Raw genomic sequence first — 20214 nt, forward strand, 5'->3', positions numbered from 1 at the left:
ACCAGAATCGTCCAGACCGTCCCAGCTCTCTTCGTGATCACCGGGGGCGCAGCCCTCATGGACCAGAGTGCGGACCAGCTGACGGAAATCCTTGTTAACCCGATAGATCTCAAGATTGACTTCCTTGGGTGTGTCGCCGGGGACCGAGTAGAAGATATGTGTGACTGGGCAGAATGGGTTGGGGTAATAGTAGCCCCAGAACGGATGATAATAGCGGCTCTTCTGTAATACATCCGGCAGCGCAGGCTTTGGACTTAAAGAGTCCTGCGGCCCGATGTAGCCGGTCGATATTTTCACGTCGTCGAACCAGCAGGTATTATCCCGGCGCGACTGGTGGACGTAGACATCCAGCATGAGCGAATTGAGCTTGAGGTCTGCCGTGTCGCGCCAGCGGATGCCGCGCTGGTGGTACAGCTTTTTCCCATCCACCCAGAACGCCTGCTCGCCGTCATGCTCGCCCGGCCGGTTCAGCTTGACCCATACCTCGTAGCAGTACCAGCGGCCGCGCTCCGGCACGAACGGTGTCTCAGGGGCGAACATGTTGCCCCAGTAGTGGCCGTCCTTGTCTATGGTCATCTCCGGAAAGTAGGAGTAGAACCCCAGCCGTCCGGGCGGTGCGATGCGGCCCCAGTCGCGCCAGGTGTCGAGGAAGGTCCAGAAAAAATCCCTGCCCGTGGGCTTGCGTCCTGCGGTGCTGTCGTAGCAGGACCACTTGTTGTCCACCCGGCTGCCACCCAGGATAACCCAGTGCATGAGGTCGCCCTGGTCGAAATCCTCCGCAAAGCGGGCGTACCAGCGGAAATAGCAGGAATCGACGCCGGGCATGAAAAAGCGGCGGATGTTGGAGCCGTTCTCGCGGCCGTCGTTGGACCGACTGGTCAGGCGGAACGAGCGCTGGCCGGAGTGGACAAATTCGGGCCGGGTCTCATAGCCGCTCGCCACCGAATCCCCGAACTCCCAGTAGAGGACCCAGTCGCCGGTAAGCCGTCCGCTTTCGAAATCCTCATCCAGGATCAGTTCGCCGGCGGCAGGACGGAAGAATGACAGGGCGAGAAGCAGAGAAAGAAAAGAAATCAGGCGGACAGATTGCATGAGTCTCCTCCGGCAGAGGCGGATGTCGAGGGGGGAATGAGTGAATATAAGCGCGGGCGGGCCGGAGGGTAAGGTTGTTGAGAAAGCGCTATGTGTTACCATTAAAAAGGCCCTGCCCGGAGCGCTCCCCAGGCAGGGCCTTCATGATTCATTACCACTTCAGGTTTCAGCTCAACGCGGCGTGCGCCTCGGCCAGCATGCTGCGCAGCGGAAGGCTCCGGGTGCAGACTTTCTCGCAGGCGCCACAGCTTGCGCAGGCGGCCGGGTCGACACACTTGTCCAGGGCGGCATACTGCGCACGGGCGTAATCGGTCAGCTTGTAGTCGTTGTTGTACATGCGGTAGCGCACCACGCGGCTCACCTCGACCCCCGAGGGGCAAACCCCGGAGCAGGCCCCGCACATGGCGCAGTAGGCGCCCTCCTGGGCGGCCCAGTAACGGCGTTCGGCCCCGGAGTCGAGGCAGCCGAGCTTGGTCGAGAGGATGTCGCGGTAGATGTCCACGGCCTGGAAACTGCCCATGGAGGCCAGCACGGTGTGGGCGTTCTCCTTGTTCACCATGGCCGCGCAACGGGCGCTCACCTGGCCCAGTTCCTCGGCGTTGAGCTGCTCGGAGGCGCGCTTGGGCAGGCCTTTCATGGCCATAAGCCCCATCCCCTTTTTCGCCGCCTTGCCGGTGGCTTCAAGGAAGGCCGGGTCGTCGCTCTTGGAGTAGCCCAGCAGGGCAACGTCGAAATAACCCAACTCATTGGCCTTGTTCAGGATATTGGTCATGTCGTTGTGATCGGCGAACCCCATGAACCCGCACTTGCCGGCTTTCTTGGCCTTCTCGAAATTCTCGGGGATCGACGGGTCGGCCACGGCGTCCACACTGTGCGTGGGCGGCACGAGGACATCCACGTAATCCGTGTTCAACACTTTCAGGCAGGCATCGAGATTTTCCGGGCGCTCCTTGAGGGCCAGGATCACCTCCTTGCGGCGGGTCTTGAGCACCTTGCCGAACGCCTCCATGCTGCGGCCGTTGGTGTAGCCGGGGGCGGTGTGGATGAAATTGAACCCCTGGTCGATCACGCGGGCGAGTACGGAGGGCTCGGTGACCAGGATGCCGCCGAAGGAGACCCGGGTCACCTTGAGGCCGGTCCGGCCGAGGACCACCGCGGGCAGGCCGTTGACTTTCAGTTCGGAGTCAGCCGCCCAGGCGTGGGCCGGAAAGGCGCCGCCCAGGGCGGCCGCGCCCAGGGCCACACCGGCCCCGCGCAGGAAATCCCGTCGGTTGACAGCTTTGAAACCCTCGTGCAGATCGGACATCGGACTCTCCAGGCTGGCGTTGGTTGTGGAAACGTCACCCATTGTAAACGTACAGAGGGCAGGTTTGTGACTTGTTTCTAAAAGTCCGCGCCGGGGCGCGGCAAACGAGCGCCCGGCAGGAGTAAGACACCTCCGGCCGGGCGCGGGTTACAGCTTCACTCCGGCGCACTCAGGCCAGGCTGGCGTGGGCTTCTTTCAGCATCGACCGGATCGGCAGCTTGCGGGAGCAGACACTCTCGCAGCGGCCGCATTCCGCGCAGGCGCTGGCATCGCAGGAGGCGCCCAGGGCGGCGTACTTGGCCCGGGCGTACTCGGGCAGCCTGTAGTCGCGCTCGTACATGCGGAACCGCACGATGTCCTTGAACGCCACGCCGTTGGGGCAGACCCCGCTGCAGGCGCCGCACATGGCGCAATAGGCGCCCTCGAGGCTGGCGCGCCAGGTTTTCTCCAGGCCCGGGTTGCAGTAGCTGAGCTTTGTCTCCAGTATCTCGCGGTACATCTCGACCGCCTGGAAACTGCCCATGGAGGCGAGCACGGCATGGGCGTGCTGGCCGGTGACCATCGTATGGCAGAGCGAGGCCGCGGTGGCGCGCTCCTCGGCGTTGGGGTCGCTGCTGGCGCGCTTGGGCAGGCCTTTCATGGCCAGGATCCCTATCCCGGCGTCCCGCGCCCGTCCCAGGGCGGCCATGAAATCGGCGTTGCCGGTCTCGCCGTAGCTCATCAGGATCAGGTCGTGCAGCTTGAGCGAGAGCATGGTGTCGATGATTTTCGGATCGGCGGTGTGGCAGGCGAACCCGATATGGCCGCACTTGCCCTCTTTTTTCGCTTTCTCGAAATCGGCGCGCAACTGGGGGGCGCTGATCTCCTCGACCGAGTCCATGGGCGGGATGATGAAATCGGCGTAGTCGGTGTTGAGGGTCTTGAGGGCCTTGTCCAGCTCCTCGCCTGGCTTGACCTTGACCGCCAGGACCACTTTCTTGCGGTGGGTCTTCATCACCTTGCCGAACGCCTCGATGCTGCGGCCGTTGGTATAGCCGGGCGAGGTGTGGACCAGGTTGATCCCGCTCTCGATGGCGTTGACCAGCACGGGCGGCTCATTGAGCAGGATGCCGCCGAAACTGATCTTGGTGATCTTGATCCCGGTGCGGCCGAACACCACGCCGGGCAGGCCGTTGACCGTGACCTCCTCGGCGGCGCGCAGAGGGTTGAAACCCAGTCCCAGGCCGGCGGCCGCGCCCAGGGCCGCCGCACCGGTGACCCGCAGGAAACCGCGGCGGTCAAAGAGTCCCGATCTGTCCTGCCCGGAAACGTTGTCGTCTCTGTCGCGCATGATAATCCCCCGTATGCTCTGATCTGTCTGACACTTGTGCCTGAGGTGTGTTCGAAGGGGCCGGTTCGGAATGAAAACGAATTCAGGCTGAATATAAAAAATAAGGGGAGGAGACGCTACATTTTTGTCGATTATTTTGTGCAGACGATTGCGAGAAAATAAGTTAACACGAAAATGAAATTAATAACACGAAACTGGAATCGCGGAGGGCCTGGCCACGTGCCAGGCTAAAAATCATACACACCCCGCCGGCTGGAGCCGCCGCCCCTCTTTTCAGAGCGGAATTAAAGCTCCAATCCCAGCCGCCCGGCGCCACAGGATCGGCCGGGACCGGCCAAGGGGGATTTACAAAATAAAAAGGGCACGCTGCGCCGTGCCCATACAAACAATCGCCCATGCTTTCTGTAGGGGCGGCCCCCCGTGGCCGCCCGCCATAAATCGGGCAGGCACAGGGGCCTGCCCCTACAATCCGTGTTCCAGCCTGCGGCTCAGGCTACCTGCCGGGCAGGCCTCATGGCCTGCGGTCGTAGATCACCGCGGCCAGGGTGCGGCCCACGGCCTCGAGGCTGGCCGGGCTCAGCTTGTCCGGGGTGTCGCCCAGGGTGTGCCAGTAGGGCAGGCCCATCTGGATGAGGTCGATGCAGCGGATGCCGGCCTGGAGCAACGGGATGTGGTCATCGATCACGGCGGTGCCCTCCTGGCGCGGGAAATACTTGCCGTAACCCAGCTCGGCGGCCTTGTCCCAGACCAGGCGGCAGACATCCGGCAGGGCGGACAGGGAGTTGCCCTCGAAGGGGAAAGCGGCCTCGCGGTCACCGACCATGTCGAGCAGGACCCCGAACGCCGGGCGGTAGGCGCGGTTCTGCCCGGCAAAACGACGGGAACCCAGGAGCACATCCTTGTCCGCGTAGAAATCGCCGTAATCCTCCCCGTCGAACAGCACCAGGTCCACCCCCAGCGGCGGGGGCTGGTCCTTGAACACGCGGGCCAGCTCCAGCAGCACGGCCACCCCGCTGGCCCCGTCGTTGGCCCCATCGATGGGCGTCCCGTGATTGGCCGGGTCTGGGTCGTGGTCCGCGACCGGGCGGCTGTCCCAGTGGGCGCAGAGAAGGATACGGTCCCTGGCCTCCGGGTTGAACGCGGCGCGGATGTTGACCAGCGGCAGGCTGTCGCCCGCCAGGCTTACATGCACCCAGCGGTCGGTGTCCAGCGTGGCGCCGGCTGACTGGAACGCATTGATACAATAGTCAGCGCAGGCGCGGTGGGCCGTTGTGCCCGGCACCCGCGGGCCGAACGCCACCTGGGCCTGGACAAGGCTGAATGCTTTCGCCCCGTCGAACGCCAGGTGCGCGCTGCCCAGGGCCTCGCGCCCGGAGCCGCAACCTGCGGCTGCCAGAAGAAAGCTGAAAAGAACGGCTGCGCTGAAAGTCCTCATGGGGTCAGCTCCACGACAGTGTTACGCAGGAACTTGCGGTCGTTGCGTTCGGGGTAATCGACGTTCTGGTGCAGGCCGCGGCTTTCCTTGCGCATCTGGGCGCAGCGGATGATAAGCATGGCCACGGTGGAGAGGTTGCGCAGCTCGGCCAGCTCGGCGGTGAGCGGGCTGCAGCGGTAGTAGCTGTCGATCTCCTTGCCCAGCGCGCCGATCCACTTGCGGGCCTCGGCCAGACGGCGGTCGGAGCGGACAATGCCCACGTAGTCCCACATGGTCAGGCGCAGCATTTCGCGGCTGTGACTCAGGTGCACGCCATCCGTGGGCCGGGAGACCACCTTGCCGTACTGGTAGCTGGCCGGGTCGACCTCCTGCTGCGAGAACTCCTTGGCCAGATGGATCGCCCGGGACACCGCGCGCTTGCCGAACACGGTGGCCTCGAGCAGGCTGTTGGAGGCCAGACGGTTGGCCCCGTGCACGCCGGTGCAGCTCACCTCGCCCGCGGCCAGAAGGGCCTCGATGCTGGTCTGGCCGTCGATGTCGGTCAGCACGCCGCCGCACTGGAAATGGGCCGAGGGGACTACCGGGATGGGTTCCCTGGTGATGTCGATGCCACGGGAGAGGCACTCGGCGGTGATGTTGGGGAAACGCTCGCGGATTCGCTCGGGGGTGATGGACGACAGGTCGAGCCAGACATGCTTGTCTCCGGAGAGTTTCATCTCGCGGTCGATGGCCCGGGCCACGATGTCGCGGGTGGCCAGGCAGCCCATGGTGTGGTAGCGCTCCATGAAAGTTTCGCCGTTCAGCTTGCGCAGGATCGCGCCCTCGCCTCGCACGGCCTCGCTGATGAGGAAGGATTTCTTGTCATCCGGGTAGAGCGCGGTGGGGTGGAACTGGATGAACTCCATGTTGGCGATCTTGGCCCCGGCCCGGAACGCCATCGCCACCCCGTCGCCGGTGGCGATAGAGGGGTTGGTGGTGTGCAGGTAGACCTGCCCGCAGCCACCGGTGGCCAGGAAAGTGACCTTGGAGATGAAAGCCTTGATCACCCCGGTGTGGCTCTCCAGGCAGAACGCTCCCAGGCAGCGCCGCCGGCAGGAGTCGCTTTCGCGCACGATCAGGTCGAGGGCCACGTGGTCCTCGAAGAGCAGCACATTCTCGCGCGATTTCAGCTCGGCCAGCAGGGCGCGCTCCACCTCGTGTCCGGTCAGGTCATCCGCGCGCACGATACGACGCCGCGAGTGCCCGCCCTCGCGCCCCAGTGAGAGGCGCTCCGGGTGCTCGCGGTCGCGGGTGAACTGCACGCCCCAGTCCAGCAGCTCGTGCACCGCGGCCGGGCCCTCGCTCACCAGGACCTCCACGGCGCGGCGGTCACACAGTCCGGCCCCGGACTCCAGCGTGTCCTGCACGTGCAGGCCGAAATCATCGTCCTCGCCCATGACCGAGGCGATGCCGCCCTGGGCGTAGTTGGTGTTGCTCTCGTAGTTCTGTTTCTTGGTGATCACGATCACGCGGCCGTGCTCGCTGGCCTTGAGTGCGAAACTCAGGCCCGCGATGCCGCTGCCGATGACCAGGAAATCGGTGGGATGGATATTGGTGGCCGCGCGCGCGGCCGCGGCTTTATCCTGGCTGCTCTGCTTGCCGTTCATTCTTACAGTCCTCGGTTTTGTGGCTTGGCAGTAACGCTTTTCCGCCACGACCCCAGCCGGACGGAAGAGGCGGGGCGGGAGCGCCCCTCGAGCGGTGTGCGGCCGCCCGGGCCCCAGGCGAGGCGGGCCCATGCCTCTGGCTTGAATATAACCTCTTGGCCGGATTATCGAAAGTCCAAGACGGGGCGGCGGGATCAGGCCCGGCTGCGTCTCCAGTTGCCATCGGCGGGAAGGAGCAGCTCGTCCAGGATACGTCCCAGGGCGCCGTGGGAGCGGTCCTCCAGGCCCTGGCACAGCACCAGGCAGTCCGGGCCGACCAGGGCCGGGTCGAGCTTGACCGCGTCTTTCTCTGTGGTCACGAGAATGGAACCGGTCGCGCGGGCGCGCTCTGCCGCCTGGCGCTGGGCCGCCTCGGGCCAGGCGAAATGGTCGGGCCAGGCCAGCACTGTAAGCTCGCCCGCCCCGGCGAGGGCCAGGCTGTCGCGGAAGCTTTCCGGGTGGGCCAGACCGCAGATCGCCAGCACCTTGCGGCCGCGCAGGCTGCGGTCCGGGTCCAGGTATTCCTCGCCGGGCCAGCCGGACAGCTCCTGCAAGCCCAGGGTTTTGCGCACCAGGCGCATCACCAGTTTATCGCGCCGCCAGGCGGCCGGGACATCCAGGGTGCTTTCGTCCTCATCCAGCACCAGGAGCAGGGCGCGGGCGCGGTCGGCGGCGAAGCGCGGCTCGCGCAGGTAGCCCGCGGGCAGGACATGGCCGGTCAGGCCGAGGATGCGCGGGGTGAGGGTGAGCAGGTCCATGCTACGGCCGAAAGAGCGGTGCCCGAACCCGTCGTCCATAACCAGCACCTGCGCGCCGAAGCGCTCCACGGCCGCGGCCGCGGCGGCCCGGCGGTCGGGGCTGACTGCCAGGGTGAGCGCGGGCAGGCGGCGGGCGGCCAGAGCGGCCTCATCCCCGGCGCGCACGGCCAGCTCGCCGGGCGGGATGTCGCGGGGCGCGGGACCGGACATGAAAAGCCTTTCACCCGAGGGACGTTTGTAGCCACGGGAGAGCAGGGCCACCCGGAAACCGGCTTTCTGCAGCATACCGGCAATAAGATGGGCGGCCGGAGTCTTACCGGCGCCGCCCGCGCTCAGGCTGCCCACGCAGACCGCCGGCACGGGCGAGTGCCCCCCGGCGCGCAGGCCCCGTCGGTAGAAATACTCCCGCACCAGCCAGCCGCCCAGCCAGAGGGCTTCCAGGGGCAACAGGCAAATCAGCAGCGGAAAGTGAAACCAGCGGTCGCGGGGACGGGTGAGGAACGATTCGAGCACGCGGCGCAGCCAGGGGCTCTTGCCGGCGAACTCCACCGGACGGACCATGTTGTCGGCCAGGGCGGCGCATTCGTTCACCCGCTCGGCCACGGTCAGGCAGAGCCGCTCCAATTCGGCCTCATCCGGCTTGTCCGGGATGAGCATCGGCTCGCCGTATACGACTGACATGCGGCAGAAGGGCTTGGGTATCCGCAGGCGGTCCCAGGTGTGAAGGCTCCAGTAGGCACTGTAGCTCACGGCCGAGGGTAGCAGCGGACAGCCGGAGCGCGAGGCGGCGTAGATCAGCCCGGGCTTGACCACCCCGACCGGGCCCTTGGGGCCATCCACGGTGAGGGCCAGATCATGGCCCTCGCGCATGGCTTGCAGCATGGCCAGCATGCCGCGCACCCCGCCCCGGGTGGCGCTGCCCCGCACCGAGTGGAAGCCCAGGCGCTTGACCACCCGCACGATGTACTCGCTGTCGCGGTGCTGGCTGCTCAGCACGCAGACCCCCTCGCCGCGGTTCTGCCAGCAGGGGCCGAGAAGACGGTTGTGCCAGAGGGCGAAAGCCAGGGGGCCGGGGCCGAGCTTGCGCGCGCCGGCGCGGTTCTGCTCGCCGTAGACCCGCGTGCGGATGGTGGAGAAAAGCAGCCGCAGGATTGCCACGCCCAGCACTCCGGCGAACCAGAACAGCAGGTTGTCGCGCCAGCCGTATTTGGGATGGGTGTCGCTCATGCACCCTCCGCAGGCCGGTTACACATTTCGAGGGCGATCTCGGCCACGCGCAGGCTGGCCGGTTTGCCGGTGCGAAGGTGCTCCCGCACCCGGGCGCACTGGGCCAGGATCGCCGCGCGCCGGGGCGAGGATTCCTCCAGCAGCTCGAGCGCCAGGGCGCACAGGCGCTCGCCGGTGAGCTGATCCTGAACCAGCTCGGGTATCTGCGGGTCGGGGTCGAGCAGGTTGGGCATACCGATGTGGCTCACCTTGACCAGACGCCGCGCCAGGGTGTAGCTGAGGAAACTGGTTCGGTAGCCGATAATGAGGGGCGTGCCGTGCAGGACCGCCTCCAGGCTCACGGTGCCGCTCTTGGACAGCAGCAGGCGGCTGGCGCAGATGAGCGCCGCGCTGTCAGCGGTCACCTCGCGCAGGTCCAGGGAGCGCATGACAGCGTGCTCTTCTTTGCTCAAGCGGGCGGCGATATGCGGCAGGAGCCCTACGGCGAGCTGGAGTTCCGGCCGGGCCTGGCGGAGACGCGCGGCGGCGTCCAGGAACGCGGGCAGGTGGCGTTCCAGTTCCTGGGCGCGGCTTCCCGGCAGAAGGCCCACCAGCGGGCGGGACGGGTCGAGGCCCCAGCGGGCGCGGAAAGCAGTTGTGTCGGGCTGCGGTGCGAGGGTCTCCAGCAGCGGGTGGCCCACATACTCCACATGCGCCCCGGTGCCGCGGTAAAAATCCACCTCGAAGGGGAAGACCGCGGCCAGACGGTCGGTCAGCTCGGCGATGCGATTCTTGCGGCCCTGGCGCCAGGCCCAGACCTGCGGGCTGATGTAGTAGAGGACCGGGATTCCCAACTTGCGCGCCTCGGCGGCCAGGCGCAGGTTGAAATCGGGGAAATCGACCAGGATCACGAGGGAGGGACGGCGTCTGCGCCAACTGGCGCGGATGTCGGCCATCAGGCGCAGGAAAAACGGCAGGTGGGCGAGCACCTCGACCAGGCCCATCACGGCCAGACGGTCCTGGGTGCAGAGCAGCTCCACGCCGCAGCCCTGCATGGCCGGCCCGCCGATACCCCGCAACGTGAGGCCCGGGGCCAGCTCTTTAAGGCGCTCCAGCATCCGGGCGGCGTGCATCTCGCCGCTGGGGTCGGGCGCGGAGACAAAAATATCGGGAGCTTCCATCCGTCGCTGTCCGGGGAGGCGGTTCGCTCTGGCTCAATGGGATAGATGTTCCAGGTGGCTGAAACGGTAGATCAGGTAGAGAATGATCGCCAGCATAATCAGGATGCGCCAGATGGGACGGGGGTTGCCGGCGCGCCCCAAAAATCGGCGGCGGGCCTCCCAGTAACCGGCTATGCCCATGGCGACGCCTCCTCAGGCGGAGTGGGGACCGTCGGCTGCAGCCAGACCGGCCAGCTCGATGGAGCGCCGCACGGCATCCCGGATCCTTTGGGCCACCTCCAGCGCCTGCAAACCGTCCTCGCCCGAGACCACCGGGTGAGCGCCGCGGCCGATACAGCCGATGAAGCTTTCCAGCTCCAGGCGCAGTGGCTCGGCGGTGGCGTCGACAGCCAGAGCGCGGCGCTCGAACAGCTCGAGCATGTCGGGCGGCGCACTGCGGTCGGTGAGCGAGCCAGCCAGAGCCGCCCCGTCGGGTGAGCGCTTGCGGTAAAGCGTGGCGCTGCGTCCGAGCAGGTCGGTCGAAACATAGCAGTCGCGGGCGAAAAAGCGTATCTTGCGGACTTTCTCCAGGCTGACCCGGCTGGCGGTGATGTTGGCCACGGCGCCACCCTCGAAAGTCAGGCGGGCGTTGGCGATGTCCAGCTTGTCGGTCAGCACCGGCACTCCCGAGGCGGCCACCTCCACCACCGGTCGGCGCAGCAGGCTGAGGATGATGTCGATGTCGTGGATCATCAGGTCCAGGACCACATCCACCTCGGTCCCGCGGGGGTTGAACGGGGCCAGGCGCAGGCTCTCGACGAACAGGCTGCCGTGCACGTGCTCCACCGCGGCCATCAGGGCCGGGTTGAACCGCTCCACATGCCCCACCTGCAGCACCTTGCCGGAGCGACGGGCCAGATCGATCAGCTCGGTGGCCTGCTCGCGGGTCTCGGTGACCGGCTTTTCGATCAGCAGGTGCAGTCCGCGCTCCAGGAGCACCCGGCCGAGCTCGTAGTGCCGGTCCGTGGGCACGGCGAGGCTGGCGGCCTCCACCGAGTCGGCCAGTTGTTCCAGGGAGTCGAAAGCGCGCACCCCGAAACGGTCCGCCACCTCGCGGGCGTGCTGCGGGTCGGTGTCGTAGACGCCCACCAGCTCGGCGTTTTCCATCTGGCTGTAAATCCGCGCGTGCAGGCTTCCCAGGTGCCCCACACCCACCACGCCGGTCCTGATTTTACCGTTCTGGCTCAAGATTCTGCCCTCGTGAGGCCTGCCGGCCCCCGGATTTGCAGGAAACGAACTTATGCGAGGATTGTAATATACATATAAGGCTCCGGTTTGAAAAGTATTATACCGGACGGCTAAATTCGGTATAACTTGGTGAGAATAAAAGAGATGAGGACTATCGGCGTCCGAATGGATTGCTTGACAGCCTCAAGCGGACAGGGATATATTACTCTGATATGAATGCACGCCGATGAGCGCGCGGATGGAGGGAGAGTGGGAAAGACGACAAGAGCGTGGGGGCTGACACTTCTGCTGGCCCTTGGGATGTGCGTAGCCGGGCTGCGCGCCGCCGCACCGCCCGCGGTCTACGACAAGGATGCGGTGCGGAAAGTGATTGTGGGCTACGAGGCCCTGCTGAACGACGACAAACAGTTCGCGCTGGACTCACTGGGAGCGGCCATGCGGCTCGACCCCTCCAGCGCCTACCTGAAGGTGCTGTACGCCGAGGCGCTGTTCGCCCTGGGCCGCCACGAGGAGATATTCAAGACCCTCAAGCCGCTGGTGGACAGGGGCGACTCGATCAACGTGCAGGCCCTGCGGATGCTGGCGGTGAGCTGCCAGGCCACGGGACGGAACGAGGAGGCGGTGGCCTGGTTCCGCCGTCTTCTGGAGCGCCAGCCGGAGGAGGAGTGGGCGCGCCGCCGTCTGCTCGACCTTCTCAACGGCCTGGGCCGCTACCAGGAGATGATCCCGGTCTACCGTGTCCTGCTGGACCCGGAGAGCGAAAACTACGCTTTCGACTGCTACCAGATGGGTGCGCTGTACATGCGGGTGGGCGGCCGCGAACCGGCCCGTCAGTACCTGGAGGAGGCCCTGGCCGCGGACAGCTCGCTGGCCGACGCGCACAACCTGCTGGCCCGTCTGGATGAGCTGGAGCTGAAATACGCGCAGGCCCTGGACCACTACCTCAAGTTCCTCGAACAGAAACCCGAGGCAGCGGAGAGCGTGATGCCGCAGGTGGTGGCTGTGGCCTTGCGGGCGGCCTACCCGGCCTACAGCGGAGACTCCACCGCCGGCAACGGGGCCTGGCCGACCCTGCTCGAGCGCCTGGATGCACGCCAGGCCGAGGGGGACACGCTCAACCCGGCCCTGAAGCGGGTGTACGCCATCGCCCTGGAGGCCACGGGCAAGACGGACAGAGCGGTAGAAAACTACAGTGCAATCCTGGCCGAGGAGCCAAACGACCGTTTCACCCGGCGCAGCCTGTTGCGGGTGCTGTTCTCGCAGGGCAAGTACGCCGAAATGATACCTCTGTACGAACCGCTCCTGACCGCGGACAACAGCAACCTGTCGCGGGACCTGTTCCAGGTTGGCGTGCTCCACCTTCGCACCGGAGACCAGGCCAAAGCCCGGGATTACATGGCGCGCACGGTGGCGGAGGACAGCACATTCGCCGAGCCGTACCGCGTGCTGGGCAACCTGTGTGAGACCGGCGGCGACTGGGCCTGCGCCCAGAAGAATTACCTGCGGCTGCTGGTGCTCGACCCCGGAGCCACGGCCTCGGTGTTCGACCACCTGCTGACCGTTTCGCTGCGCGGCCAGGACCTTTCGGCCCCGACCTCGCTGTTAGAGAGCCGGGTGGCCGCCGGGGACACCAGTTCCGCTGTGCGCGAGGGCCTGGGCCGTCTGTACTACCACGGCGAACAACTGGACAAGGCGCTCGGCCTGCTGGAACCGCTGGCCGCGGACAGCAGCCTGACCGACAACGGGCTGTACACGCTCGGGTTCCTGTACTCGCGCCTGGAGCGCCTTCCCGAGGCGGTGCAGGCGTTCCGGACCGTGAAAGAGCACCTGCCGGATTTCCTGCCGGTCTACCTGACCCTGAGCCGGGCCTACTACACGCTCAAGGACTACCCGCGCGCGCTGGCCGAACTCGAGGCGGGCCTGCCGCGGGTGCGGGAGCAGGACACGGAGAGCCGCCGCGAGGTGCTGTTCTCCATGGCCAACGTGTACCACGAGATGGCGGACGACAGCAACACGGTCAAGTACCTGCGCCTGGTGCTCAAGGACTGGCCGGACTATGCCCCGGCGCTGAATTATCTGGGCTACTACTACGCCGAAAAGGGCGAGAACCTGGAGGAGGCCGGCCGCCTGGTGGACCGCGCCCTGGCCACGGAGCCGGAAAACGGGCATTACATAGACAGCAAGGGTTGGGTGCTGTTCAAGCAGGGCCGTCGCGAGGAGGCGCTCAAGGAGATCAAGAGCGCCCTGGCCGCCATGGAGCACGCCGAAATCTACGAGCACCTGGGGGAAATCTACCTCTCCCTGGGTCAGAAAGCCGAGGCCGTGGCCGCCTGGAATAGGAGCCTGGAGATGGATGCGACCAACAACGAACTCAAGGCCCGGCTGGAAAAGCTGAAAAGCACGGGGAATTAACAGAAAAAGGGAGGCCGAAAATAGCGGCACACGGACATGGGGCGCTCCGGGCGGGATTGGCCGCGCTGGCGCTGGTGATTCTGGCCGGCCTGGGGGCCGGCTGCGCAGTGGCGATGAAACAGTTGGGCGGAACGTCCATAGAGCCGGCCGCGGTGCTGGCCGACCTGGACCGTTTGGAGCAGGACCTCCGGACCAACAAGCAGATATTCCGGGTGCGCCTTCTGGACAAGGGGCGCACGTTCAGCGGCGACGGGGCGCTGTTTTTCCAGGCGCCCGACACCCTGCAGATGAGCATCTACGGCCCGCCGTTCACCACGCTCTGGATGCAGATGCTCCAGCAGGGTGACTCGATCACCGTGGTGCTGCCCAAGGAGAACCGCGTGGTCCGCGCCCAGCGGGGCAACCCGGAACCCCTGGCCCGGCTGTCCTCGAGCGAGGGCCTGACCGACGGGGAGTTCCTGGGCGGTGTGACCGGCATTTTCAAGCCCGGGCGGTTCCGCCGCGCGGGCATGCGCGAGCAGGCCGCCGAGGAGGGCACGCTGCGACGGCTGCGGCTGAGCGGGGACGACTCGGTCTACGAGTTCACCTACGACAGCGCGCTACGCTCGGTGGTGCGGTTCGCCCACTACGAGCACGGCAATATCCGGCGCGAGATAGTCCGCTCCGAGTTCCGCCCCGTGGGTGGGATGCAGCGGGCCACGCACACTGTGTACCGCGATTTCGAGGAGGACCGCGAGATCACGGTGCTGGTGAGCAAGGAGGAAGTCAACCAGGAGCTTACGGCCAAGGCGTTCGAGATCACGCTGCCCGAGGGACAGTGACCGTGCGGCACGGCGCGGCGACATACGGCCTGGCCGGGGTCTGGACGGCAGCCGTGCTGGCGCTGTGCGCGGCCGGGTGCAGCCATTACAGCACCACCGGGCGGTTGCCTTCGCACATCCGGACAATCAGCATCCCGACTTTCGAGAACCAGACGCCGGAGTTCAGCCTGCCCCAGGGGATCACCGACCTGGTGACCGAGCGTTTCCTGAGCGAGGCGAACCTCCGTCTGGCCGAGGCCGACCAGGCGGATGCGGCCCTGAACGGCACGGTGCGCCGCTACTATGAGGAAGCCGAGTCCTACCGTCAGACCCAGGACATCCAGGTCACCGGGCGGCGGGTAACGATAGTGCTGGACGTGGAATTTATCGACCGGGTGGAGAACAAGACCCTGTGGCGGGACTCTAATTTCTCGCGCTACGTGGTGTACGACCCGGACAAGGAAACCGAGCAACAGGCCGCCCAGCGGGTGATGCTGCTGCTGGCGGACGATCTGGTAAGCGCGGTGCTTCAACAGTGGTAAAATCAACTTAAAGCGAGGGACTTTTCAGAAGGCAGGCAGTAGTATGGACCCAGGTGACACTTTGAGCAGCCAGGTGCTGGTGCTGAACAACAGCTTCCAGCCGGTGCATATCTGCTCGGCGCGCCGGGCGATCATTCTGGCGATGCTGGGCAAGGCCGAGATTCTGGAGTATTACGACCACATTGTTGTCCGCACGGTGAGCCGTCAGTACCCCATTCCTTCTGTTATCAGGCTTATGATCTACGTACAGCCCGGTCGCCGGACGATTTCGCTCAACCGGCGCAACCTGTTGCGGCGGGACGGGTACCGGTGCCAGTACTGCGGCTCCACCCACGACCCACTCACCACCGATCACATCGTCCCGCGGGCGCGCCAGGGCGAGGACAGTTGGGAAAACCTGGTCACCGCCTGTGTGAAATGCAACAACCACAAGGGCAACCGCACCCCAGAGATGGCAGGTATGCACTTGCTGCGCCAGCCACGCCGTCCGAGCTATTTCTCGTTCATCCGTTTCCACCACCCGGCGGGCGAGAACAAGTGGCGGCGCTATCTGTTCCTGGACTGAAAATCTCGTTCCGGCCACGGCCTGACGCCAATGGACAGGCCGCGGCCGGGTCACCGGACATGCTCTTCTCCGAGACGGCGGGCCGGATGGAAACACTGCGGGCCGAGGGACAATTCTTTTATGTGCGCTACAACCCCTGGGCCGAGGTGCCCGGCTTGGTGCACGGCGTGAGCCTGCGCCTGCCGGAGCGCGGCCGCGGCGAGGGTCTGCCGTTCCTGGGGGCGGAGCTGGCCGCGCGGGGTTTCCGTGATGCTTTCCGCCTGGCGCAGGTGCACGGACAGCGGGTGGTGGATGTAGGCCTGCTGGAGGGCGCCCTGGGCGAGGCTTTCTCGCTGGAGCATGTCTTGGAGGGTGACGGGCTGGTGGGGGTCGCGCCGGGGCTGGCCGCGGTGGTCTCGGCTGCGGACTGCGTGCCGGTGTTCGTGCTGGCGCGAAAGGCGCGGGCCTGGGCCCTGTTGCACGCAGGCTGGCGTGGGATTGCGGCCGGGGTGCTCCAGGCGGGCCTGGCCCGTCTGGCCGAGCTGGCCGGGGCCGCTCCGCAGGAGCTGGAAATCTACCTCGGCCCGGCGATCTGCGGCGCCTGCTACGAGGTGGGGCGCGAGGTGGCGGTCTGGCTGGGAGTGCAGGGGCCGGAAACCCCCGGGTTCGCCGGGCGCACGCCGGGCGACGGCTGGAAGATCGACCTGCGCGCTCTCCTGGCGCAGCGGGCGCAGGAGCTGGGAGTGCCCGCGGCGAGCATCGCGGTCAGCCGCTGGTGCACGCGCTGCCACAACGACCTTTTCCATTCATTCCGCGCCGAGGCCGAGGCCGGCCTGGGCCGGATGTGGGCTTTCATGGGCTTTGCCGCAACGGAAAGTCAAACCTGATTTCCACTCCCGTCTTTCCCGCCGTAAAAAATGAAACCCTGTGGGCAATGGTGGAGTCATATTGTGTGAAGGGCAGCAGAAACCGGTTTTCAAAAAGCCTTACACTGATGATGAAACCCAAACTCCACACGGGAGACAACGATGAAAGCCATGACACAGACCGTGAACACCAGCCCGGTGACAGTTTTCCTCCAGGTCACTTTCGGCACGGTTATCTACTTCGCGTTCGCCGCTTTCAGCCTGGGCCTGAACAACCTGATCTAATAAGCGGTGAGAACAGAATGAGACGAAGCCGGCGGAGAGAAATCTCCGCCGGTTTTTGTCGCCAGGCTGGTTGTTTCGTTCCGGATACGATTTTTGAAACCTGGCAACCGGTTGACGGGTCTTAGTTAATGAAAGTCGAGAAAAGCGCTTTTCTCCCTGGCTGGTCAAGACTGTAACCGATTCATTCCATCGAGGGAGAAAAAATGAAAGCCATCCGCAGTGATAAGAATAACGGTCCCGTATACGCTTGGGCCGGAGCCGTGATCTCGGCGGCGGTGTACTTCGCGGTGATCGATTTCGCCTGGGTGATGCTCTCGCTGTCGGGCGGAAAGCTGATATGAGAGAAAAAATACGAGGGATGCCCGAGGGGCCGCAGCCGGTGCAGGCGGATGCGGCCTTCTGCGTCCAGAAATATAACTCAGAAGAGGATTGTTTTTTACAACAAAAGTGGAACAAATAGTCAAGAATGGGGTTTTATCAATATCGATCCGCAAGGGGCGGGCCTGACAGAACAGAAAGGGAGGAGTCGGAGCATGTATAGATTGATAATGAGAGGCAAAACCAGCGGTCTGGACCGCTGGCGCCGATTAGGGACGAGACATTCCAATCACGGAGGATATGAAGATGACTGACCGTATGGATTATATAAAGTCTTCCGCAATGTTTCTGGGGCTGTACCTGTCTTACTTCTTCCTGCTGAGTTTTCTGCTGAGTCCTCTGACCGGACTCTGACAGAAAGCGGCTCAGCGGGGAAAGCAAGAGGCCGGCAGCCCGGAGAGGGCGGCCGGCTTCGCTGTTTAGAGGATAAATTCAGCCGGGAGGACCGGCTTACATATTCGAAGCGTAAGTATCGCACTGAACAAAGGAGAAGGATATGTTTTTCACGGAACGTGTGTTCGAGAAGGCCGGTTTTTTCGCCCGGGTGCTGGTGAGCATGCTGACTTATTTCATGGCCCTGGTCCTGCTGGCCGGGCTGATGGGATTCTAAGCCGGAAAGGTTGTCCGGATATGACAAGCCCGGACCTGGCTGTGTGGCCGGGTCCGGGCTTATATTTTTCACGGGTTCATTCCGCTGCAGCCGCTCTCACCCGTATCTCGTAGTGCTGCGAGCGCTGGTCGAAACGCGCCAGCACCGCGCGCGCTTTGGGCGGGACCATCGCGGCTTCGTAGTCCTGACCGGCGAAATCGCGCACCGCGGCCAGGGAGTCGAAAGTCATGAGCGTGACGAACTCGGTCTCCTCGGCCAGGTCGCGGCGCAACAGGTGGATTTCACGGAAACCGGGGATGTGACGGTTGTTGATCCCGACAAAGATTTCCTCTTTCAGCAGGACCTCGTACTTGTCCGCATTGGAATGGGTGGTCCAGCCGTGCCAGATTCGACTGATCATTTGCGGGTCTCTCCTTCCGCTGGATTCGGCGGGTGCCATTACGGGTGGAGCCGCGGCTCTTCAGATGTCCCGGCCGGTGGTGGTCATGGTCAGCTTGGCGTGCTTGACCCCGCGGGTGGCCATCAGGTGGTCGGCCAGGCTCTTGATCTCGGTGTTGGGGCCTTTGAGGATGATGACCTCGAGGCAGTTGTCGTGGTCGATATGCACGTGGAGCGAGGAGATGATGATCTCGTGGTGCTCGTGCTGGATGTCGGTGAGGGTGTCGCCCAGGTCGCGCTGGTGGTGGTTGTAGACCAGGCTGAGCGAGGCCACGGTCACGGTGCCGTCCAGGCTCCACTGGTCGGCCACCAGGTGTTCGCGCATCAGGTCGCGCAGGGCCTCGCTTCGGTTCGAGTAGCCCTCGGCCAGGATATGGCGGTCGAAACGGTCCGCCAGGTCGGATTCGATGGATATCCCGAAGCGCTTGACTTTCTCCATGCATTCCTCCCGCAGGTGCGGCAAATGACGGCAGCCCGGATTGACAGCCCGACAGCCCGGGACTAAATTGACCTCATGATGTGACATTCTGTCACTGCTATAATCTATCGCCGGAGGGCCTCCGGGGCAATCCGGTCCACAGTGGCGCCCGGCGGCAGCGAAACATCTGGGGGCAGGCGGCCGTTTCAACAGGACAGACCGGACAGACGAGAGCTCAACCCAGCGGAGAGCGGATGATAGACATAACGAAACTGTTGTGCGGTGAGCAGTCGAGCGGGGACGCGATCCGGTACGGGCACGCCGCGCAGCCCGCGGTGGCGCCGTCCTGCCCGCCCGCCGCCGGAGCCGCGGCCGCGCAGCACAGTGTACCGCAGACCGCTCCGATCAACGCCGCCGAGCGCCGTCCGGTGGTGGTGTTCAACTGCACGCGCCGCTGCAACCTGCGCTGCGTGCACTGCTACACGGACAGCGAGAACAAGCGCTACTCGGGCGAGCTTAGCACGGACCAGGCCAAGGCGTTCCTGGCCGACCTGGCCGAATTCAAGACGCCGGCCGTGCTGTTCTCGGGCGGCGAGCCGCTGGTGCGCAAGGACATTTTCGAGCTGGTGCGTTTCGCCGTGGACCATGGCCTGCGGCCCACGCTTTCGACCAACGGCACCCTGATCGACGAGAAGACGGCCTGGAAAGTGAAAGAGGCCGGGTTCACCTACGTGGGGATCAGCCTGGACGGGATCGGAGAGGTGAACGACTGTTTCCGGGGCAAAAAAGGCGCTTTCGAACTGGCTATGAGAGGATTCCGCAACCTGGTGGAGCTGGGCCAGCGCGTGGGCCTGCGCCTGACCCTCACCCGCAGCAACTACAATGACCTGGAAGCGATTTTCGATTTCATCGAGCGCGAGCGGATCAACCGGGCCTGTTTCTACCACCTGGTCTACTCGGGACGCGGAGCGGGGATCGCCGAGAGCGACCTGTCGCACAGCCAGAGCCGGGACGCGCTGGAGATAATCATGCGCCGCACGCGCGATTTCCACGCCCGCGGGCTCAATGTCAACATCCTGACCGTGGACAACCACGTGGACGGTATCTACGTGCTGCGGCGCCTGGAGGCCGAGGGCAGCCCGCGCGCCGAGGCGGTGCGCAAGCTGCTGGAATGGAACCGCGGCGGGATGTTCTCGACCGGCGTGGGGATCGGCGAGGTGGACTGGCACGGCGACGTGCACCCGGACCAGTTCTGGATGGACCACACGTTCGGTAACGTGCTCGAGCGCAAGTTCTCCGAGATATGGACCGACACCTCGGATCCCCTGATGGCCGGGCTTAAAGACCGGGCCGGGCGGATCCGCGGGCGCTGCCGCCTGTGCCGCTACTTCGCGCTCTGCGGCGGGGCGATGCGCGTGCGGGCCGCGCGGGTGTACGATGACCCGTTCGGGCCCGACCCGGCCTGCTACCTGAGCGATGAGGAGATCGGGCTGACCGACGAGAAAAAGGCCGAGCTGGAGGCCGCGGGGGAGGTCTACCCCGTGCCGCCCGGCCTGGCCGGCTGAAAGGGTGGATTCCGGGACCGAGGCAGAACAAGCTCCGGCTTGCCAACCGGGGCTTTTTTATGTATTTTCGTGCATCGTCTGGTGTCGATTTTTCGTCAGCCGGGCAGGCGGCGCGCCTGGCGCGCCAGGCCGCAGA

18 protein-coding genes are annotated in these 20214 nt (G+C 65.1%); 7 read left to right on the forward strand and 11 right to left on the reverse strand.

Annotated features, from left to right (window positions below; all coding sequences use genetic code 11):
* From LLH00_13495 to LLH00_13535, 9 genes are all read right to left on the reverse strand, one after another.
* A partial coding sequence (locus LLH00_13495; protein ID MCE5272287.1) for a hypothetical protein occupies positions 1-1092 on the reverse strand: 1092 nt, incomplete at its 3' end.
* A 166-nt stretch (positions 1093-1258) separates the two neighbouring features.
* Positions 1259-2398 (reverse strand): aldo/keto reductase, encoded by a 1140-nt coding sequence (locus LLH00_13500; protein ID MCE5272288.1) that lies wholly within the window; start codon positions 2396-2398, stop codon positions 1259-1261.
* A 169-nt stretch (positions 2399-2567) separates the two neighbouring features.
* The gene (locus tag LLH00_13505) at positions 2568-3728 is read right to left on the reverse strand and encodes an aldo/keto reductase (protein MCE5272289.1); all 1161 of its coding nucleotides are present in this window, start codon (positions 3726-3728) and stop codon (positions 2568-2570) included.
* Positions 3729-4239: 511 nt separating this feature from the next.
* Positions 4240-5163 (reverse strand): M28 family peptidase, encoded by a 924-nt coding sequence (locus LLH00_13510; protein MCE5272290.1) that lies wholly within the window; start codon positions 5161-5163, stop codon positions 4240-4242.
* Complete coding sequence (gene nadB, locus LLH00_13515) at positions 5160-6809, reverse strand: L-aspartate oxidase (protein MCE5272291.1); 1650 nt, start codon at positions 6807-6809, stop codon at positions 5160-5162. The genes LLH00_13510 and nadB overlap by 4 nt, the downstream gene beginning before the upstream one ends.
* A gap of 194 nt (positions 6810-7003) precedes the next feature.
* Positions 7004-8833 carry a tetraacyldisaccharide 4'-kinase gene (gene lpxK / locus LLH00_13520; protein MCE5272292.1) on the reverse strand — a complete coding sequence of 610 codons (1830 nt, stop codon included), beginning with the start codon at positions 8831-8833 and terminating at the stop codon, positions 7004-7006.
* Complete coding sequence (gene lpxB, locus LLH00_13525) at positions 8830-9993, reverse strand: lipid-A-disaccharide synthase (GenBank protein ID MCE5272293.1); 1164 nt, start codon at positions 9991-9993, stop codon at positions 8830-8832. The genes lpxK and lpxB overlap by 4 nt, the downstream gene beginning before the upstream one ends.
* A gap of 33 nt (positions 9994-10026) precedes the next feature.
* Complete coding sequence (locus tag LLH00_13530; protein MCE5272294.1) at positions 10027-10173, reverse strand: hypothetical protein; 147 nt, start codon at positions 10171-10173, stop codon at positions 10027-10029.
* 12 nt (positions 10174-10185) lie between these two features.
* The gene (locus LLH00_13535; protein MCE5272295.1) at positions 10186-11220 is read right to left on the reverse strand and encodes a Gfo/Idh/MocA family oxidoreductase; all 1035 of its coding nucleotides are present in this window, start codon (positions 11218-11220) and stop codon (positions 10186-10188) included.
* Positions 11221-11469: 249 nt separating this feature from the next.
* Here LLH00_13535 and LLH00_13540 point away from each other — a divergent pair, with 249 nt between their 5' ends.
* The 6 genes from LLH00_13540 (at position 11470) to LLH00_13565 (ending at position 17010) form a co-directional block, all read left to right on the forward strand.
* Positions 11470-13632, forward strand: a complete 2163-nt coding sequence (locus tag LLH00_13540) for a tetratricopeptide repeat protein (GenBank protein MCE5272296.1) — start codon at positions 11470-11472, stop codon at positions 13630-13632.
* A 56-nt stretch (positions 13633-13688) separates the two neighbouring features.
* A complete protein-coding gene (locus LLH00_13545) occupies positions 13689-14453 on the forward strand; it encodes a hypothetical protein (protein MCE5272297.1) in 765 nt (254 codons plus the stop codon).
* Positions 14450-14974 carry an LPS assembly lipoprotein LptE gene (lptE, locus tag LLH00_13550; protein ID MCE5272298.1) on the forward strand — a complete coding sequence of 175 codons (525 nt, stop codon included), beginning with the start codon at positions 14450-14452 and terminating at the stop codon, positions 14972-14974. Before LLH00_13545 ends, lptE begins: the two co-directional genes overlap by 4 nt.
* A gap of 43 nt (positions 14975-15017) precedes the next feature.
* Positions 15018-15539, forward strand: coding sequence for an HNH endonuclease (locus LLH00_13555; GenBank protein MCE5272299.1), 522 nt, complete (start codon positions 15018-15020; stop codon positions 15537-15539).
* An 86-nt stretch (positions 15540-15625) separates the two neighbouring features.
* Complete coding sequence (locus tag LLH00_13560; GenBank protein MCE5272300.1) at positions 15626-16405, forward strand: polyphenol oxidase family protein; 780 nt, start codon at positions 15626-15628, stop codon at positions 16403-16405.
* 467 nt (positions 16406-16872) lie between these two features.
* The gene (locus LLH00_13565; GenBank protein MCE5272301.1) at positions 16873-17010 is read left to right on the forward strand and encodes a hypothetical protein; all 138 of its coding nucleotides are present in this window, start codon (positions 16873-16875) and stop codon (positions 17008-17010) included.
* 723 nt (positions 17011-17733) lie between these two features.
* Here LLH00_13565 and LLH00_13570 read toward each other — a convergent pair.
* Entirely contained in the window at positions 17734-18057 is a 324-nt protein-coding gene (locus LLH00_13570) for an antibiotic biosynthesis monooxygenase (GenBank protein MCE5272302.1), read from the reverse strand.
* 60 nt (positions 18058-18117) lie between these two features.
* Positions 18118-18534 carry a nickel-responsive transcriptional regulator NikR gene (gene nikR / locus LLH00_13575; GenBank protein MCE5272303.1) on the reverse strand — a complete coding sequence of 139 codons (417 nt, stop codon included), beginning with the start codon at positions 18532-18534 and terminating at the stop codon, positions 18118-18120.
* Positions 18535-18767: 233 nt separating this feature from the next.
* Between nikR and LLH00_13580 the strand changes: the two genes are divergently transcribed.
* On the forward strand, positions 18768-20078 hold the full coding sequence (locus LLH00_13580) for a radical SAM protein (GenBank protein ID MCE5272304.1): 1311 nt from the start codon (positions 18768-18770) through the stop codon (positions 20076-20078).
* Positions 20079-20214: the final 136 nt, after the last annotated feature.

It is taken from the genome of bacterium (genome assembly GCA_021372515.1).
GTDB lineage: Bacteria > Gemmatimonadota > Glassbacteria > GWA2-58-10 > GWA2-58-10 > JAJFUG01.

Coding starts and splice junctions, on each gene's coding strand:
- LLH00_13570 (MCE5272302.1), bottom strand. CDS start 18,057: ATGATCAGTCGAATCTGGCACGGCTGGACCACCCATTCCAATGCGGAC.
- nikR (MCE5272303.1), bottom strand. CDS start 18,534: ATGGAGAAAGTCAAGCGCTTCGGGATATCCATCGAATCCGACCTGGCG.
- LLH00_13580 (MCE5272304.1), top strand. CDS start 18,768: ATGATAGACATAACGAAACTGTTGTGCGGTGAGCAGTCGAGCGGGGAC.
- nadB (MCE5272291.1), bottom strand. CDS start 6,809: ATGAACGGCAAGCAGAGCAGCCAGGATAAAGCCGCGGCCGCGCGCGCG.
- LLH00_13560 (MCE5272300.1), top strand. CDS start 15,626: ATGGAAACACTGCGGGCCGAGGGACAATTCTTTTATGTGCGCTACAAC.
- LLH00_13565 (MCE5272301.1), top strand. CDS start 16,873: ATGAAAGCCATCCGCAGTGATAAGAATAACGGTCCCGTATACGCTTGG.
- LLH00_13505 (MCE5272289.1), bottom strand. CDS start 3,728: ATGCGCGACAGAGACGACAACGTTTCCGGGCAGGACAGATCGGGACTC.
- lpxB (MCE5272293.1), bottom strand. CDS start 9,993: ATGGAAGCTCCCGATATTTTTGTCTCCGCGCCCGACCCCAGCGGCGAG.
- LLH00_13555 (MCE5272299.1), top strand. CDS start 15,018: ATGGACCCAGGTGACACTTTGAGCAGCCAGGTGCTGGTGCTGAACAAC.
- LLH00_13530 (MCE5272294.1), bottom strand. CDS start 10,173: ATGGGCATAGCCGGTTACTGGGAGGCCCGCCGCCGATTTTTGGGGCGC.
- lpxK (MCE5272292.1), bottom strand. CDS start 8,833: ATGAGCGACACCCATCCCAAATACGGCTGGCGCGACAACCTGCTGTTC.
- LLH00_13510 (MCE5272290.1), bottom strand. CDS start 5,163: ATGAGGACTTTCAGCGCAGCCGTTCTTTTCAGCTTTCTTCTGGCAGCC.
- LLH00_13500 (MCE5272288.1), bottom strand. CDS start 2,398: ATGTCCGATCTGCACGAGGGTTTCAAAGCTGTCAACCGACGGGATTTC.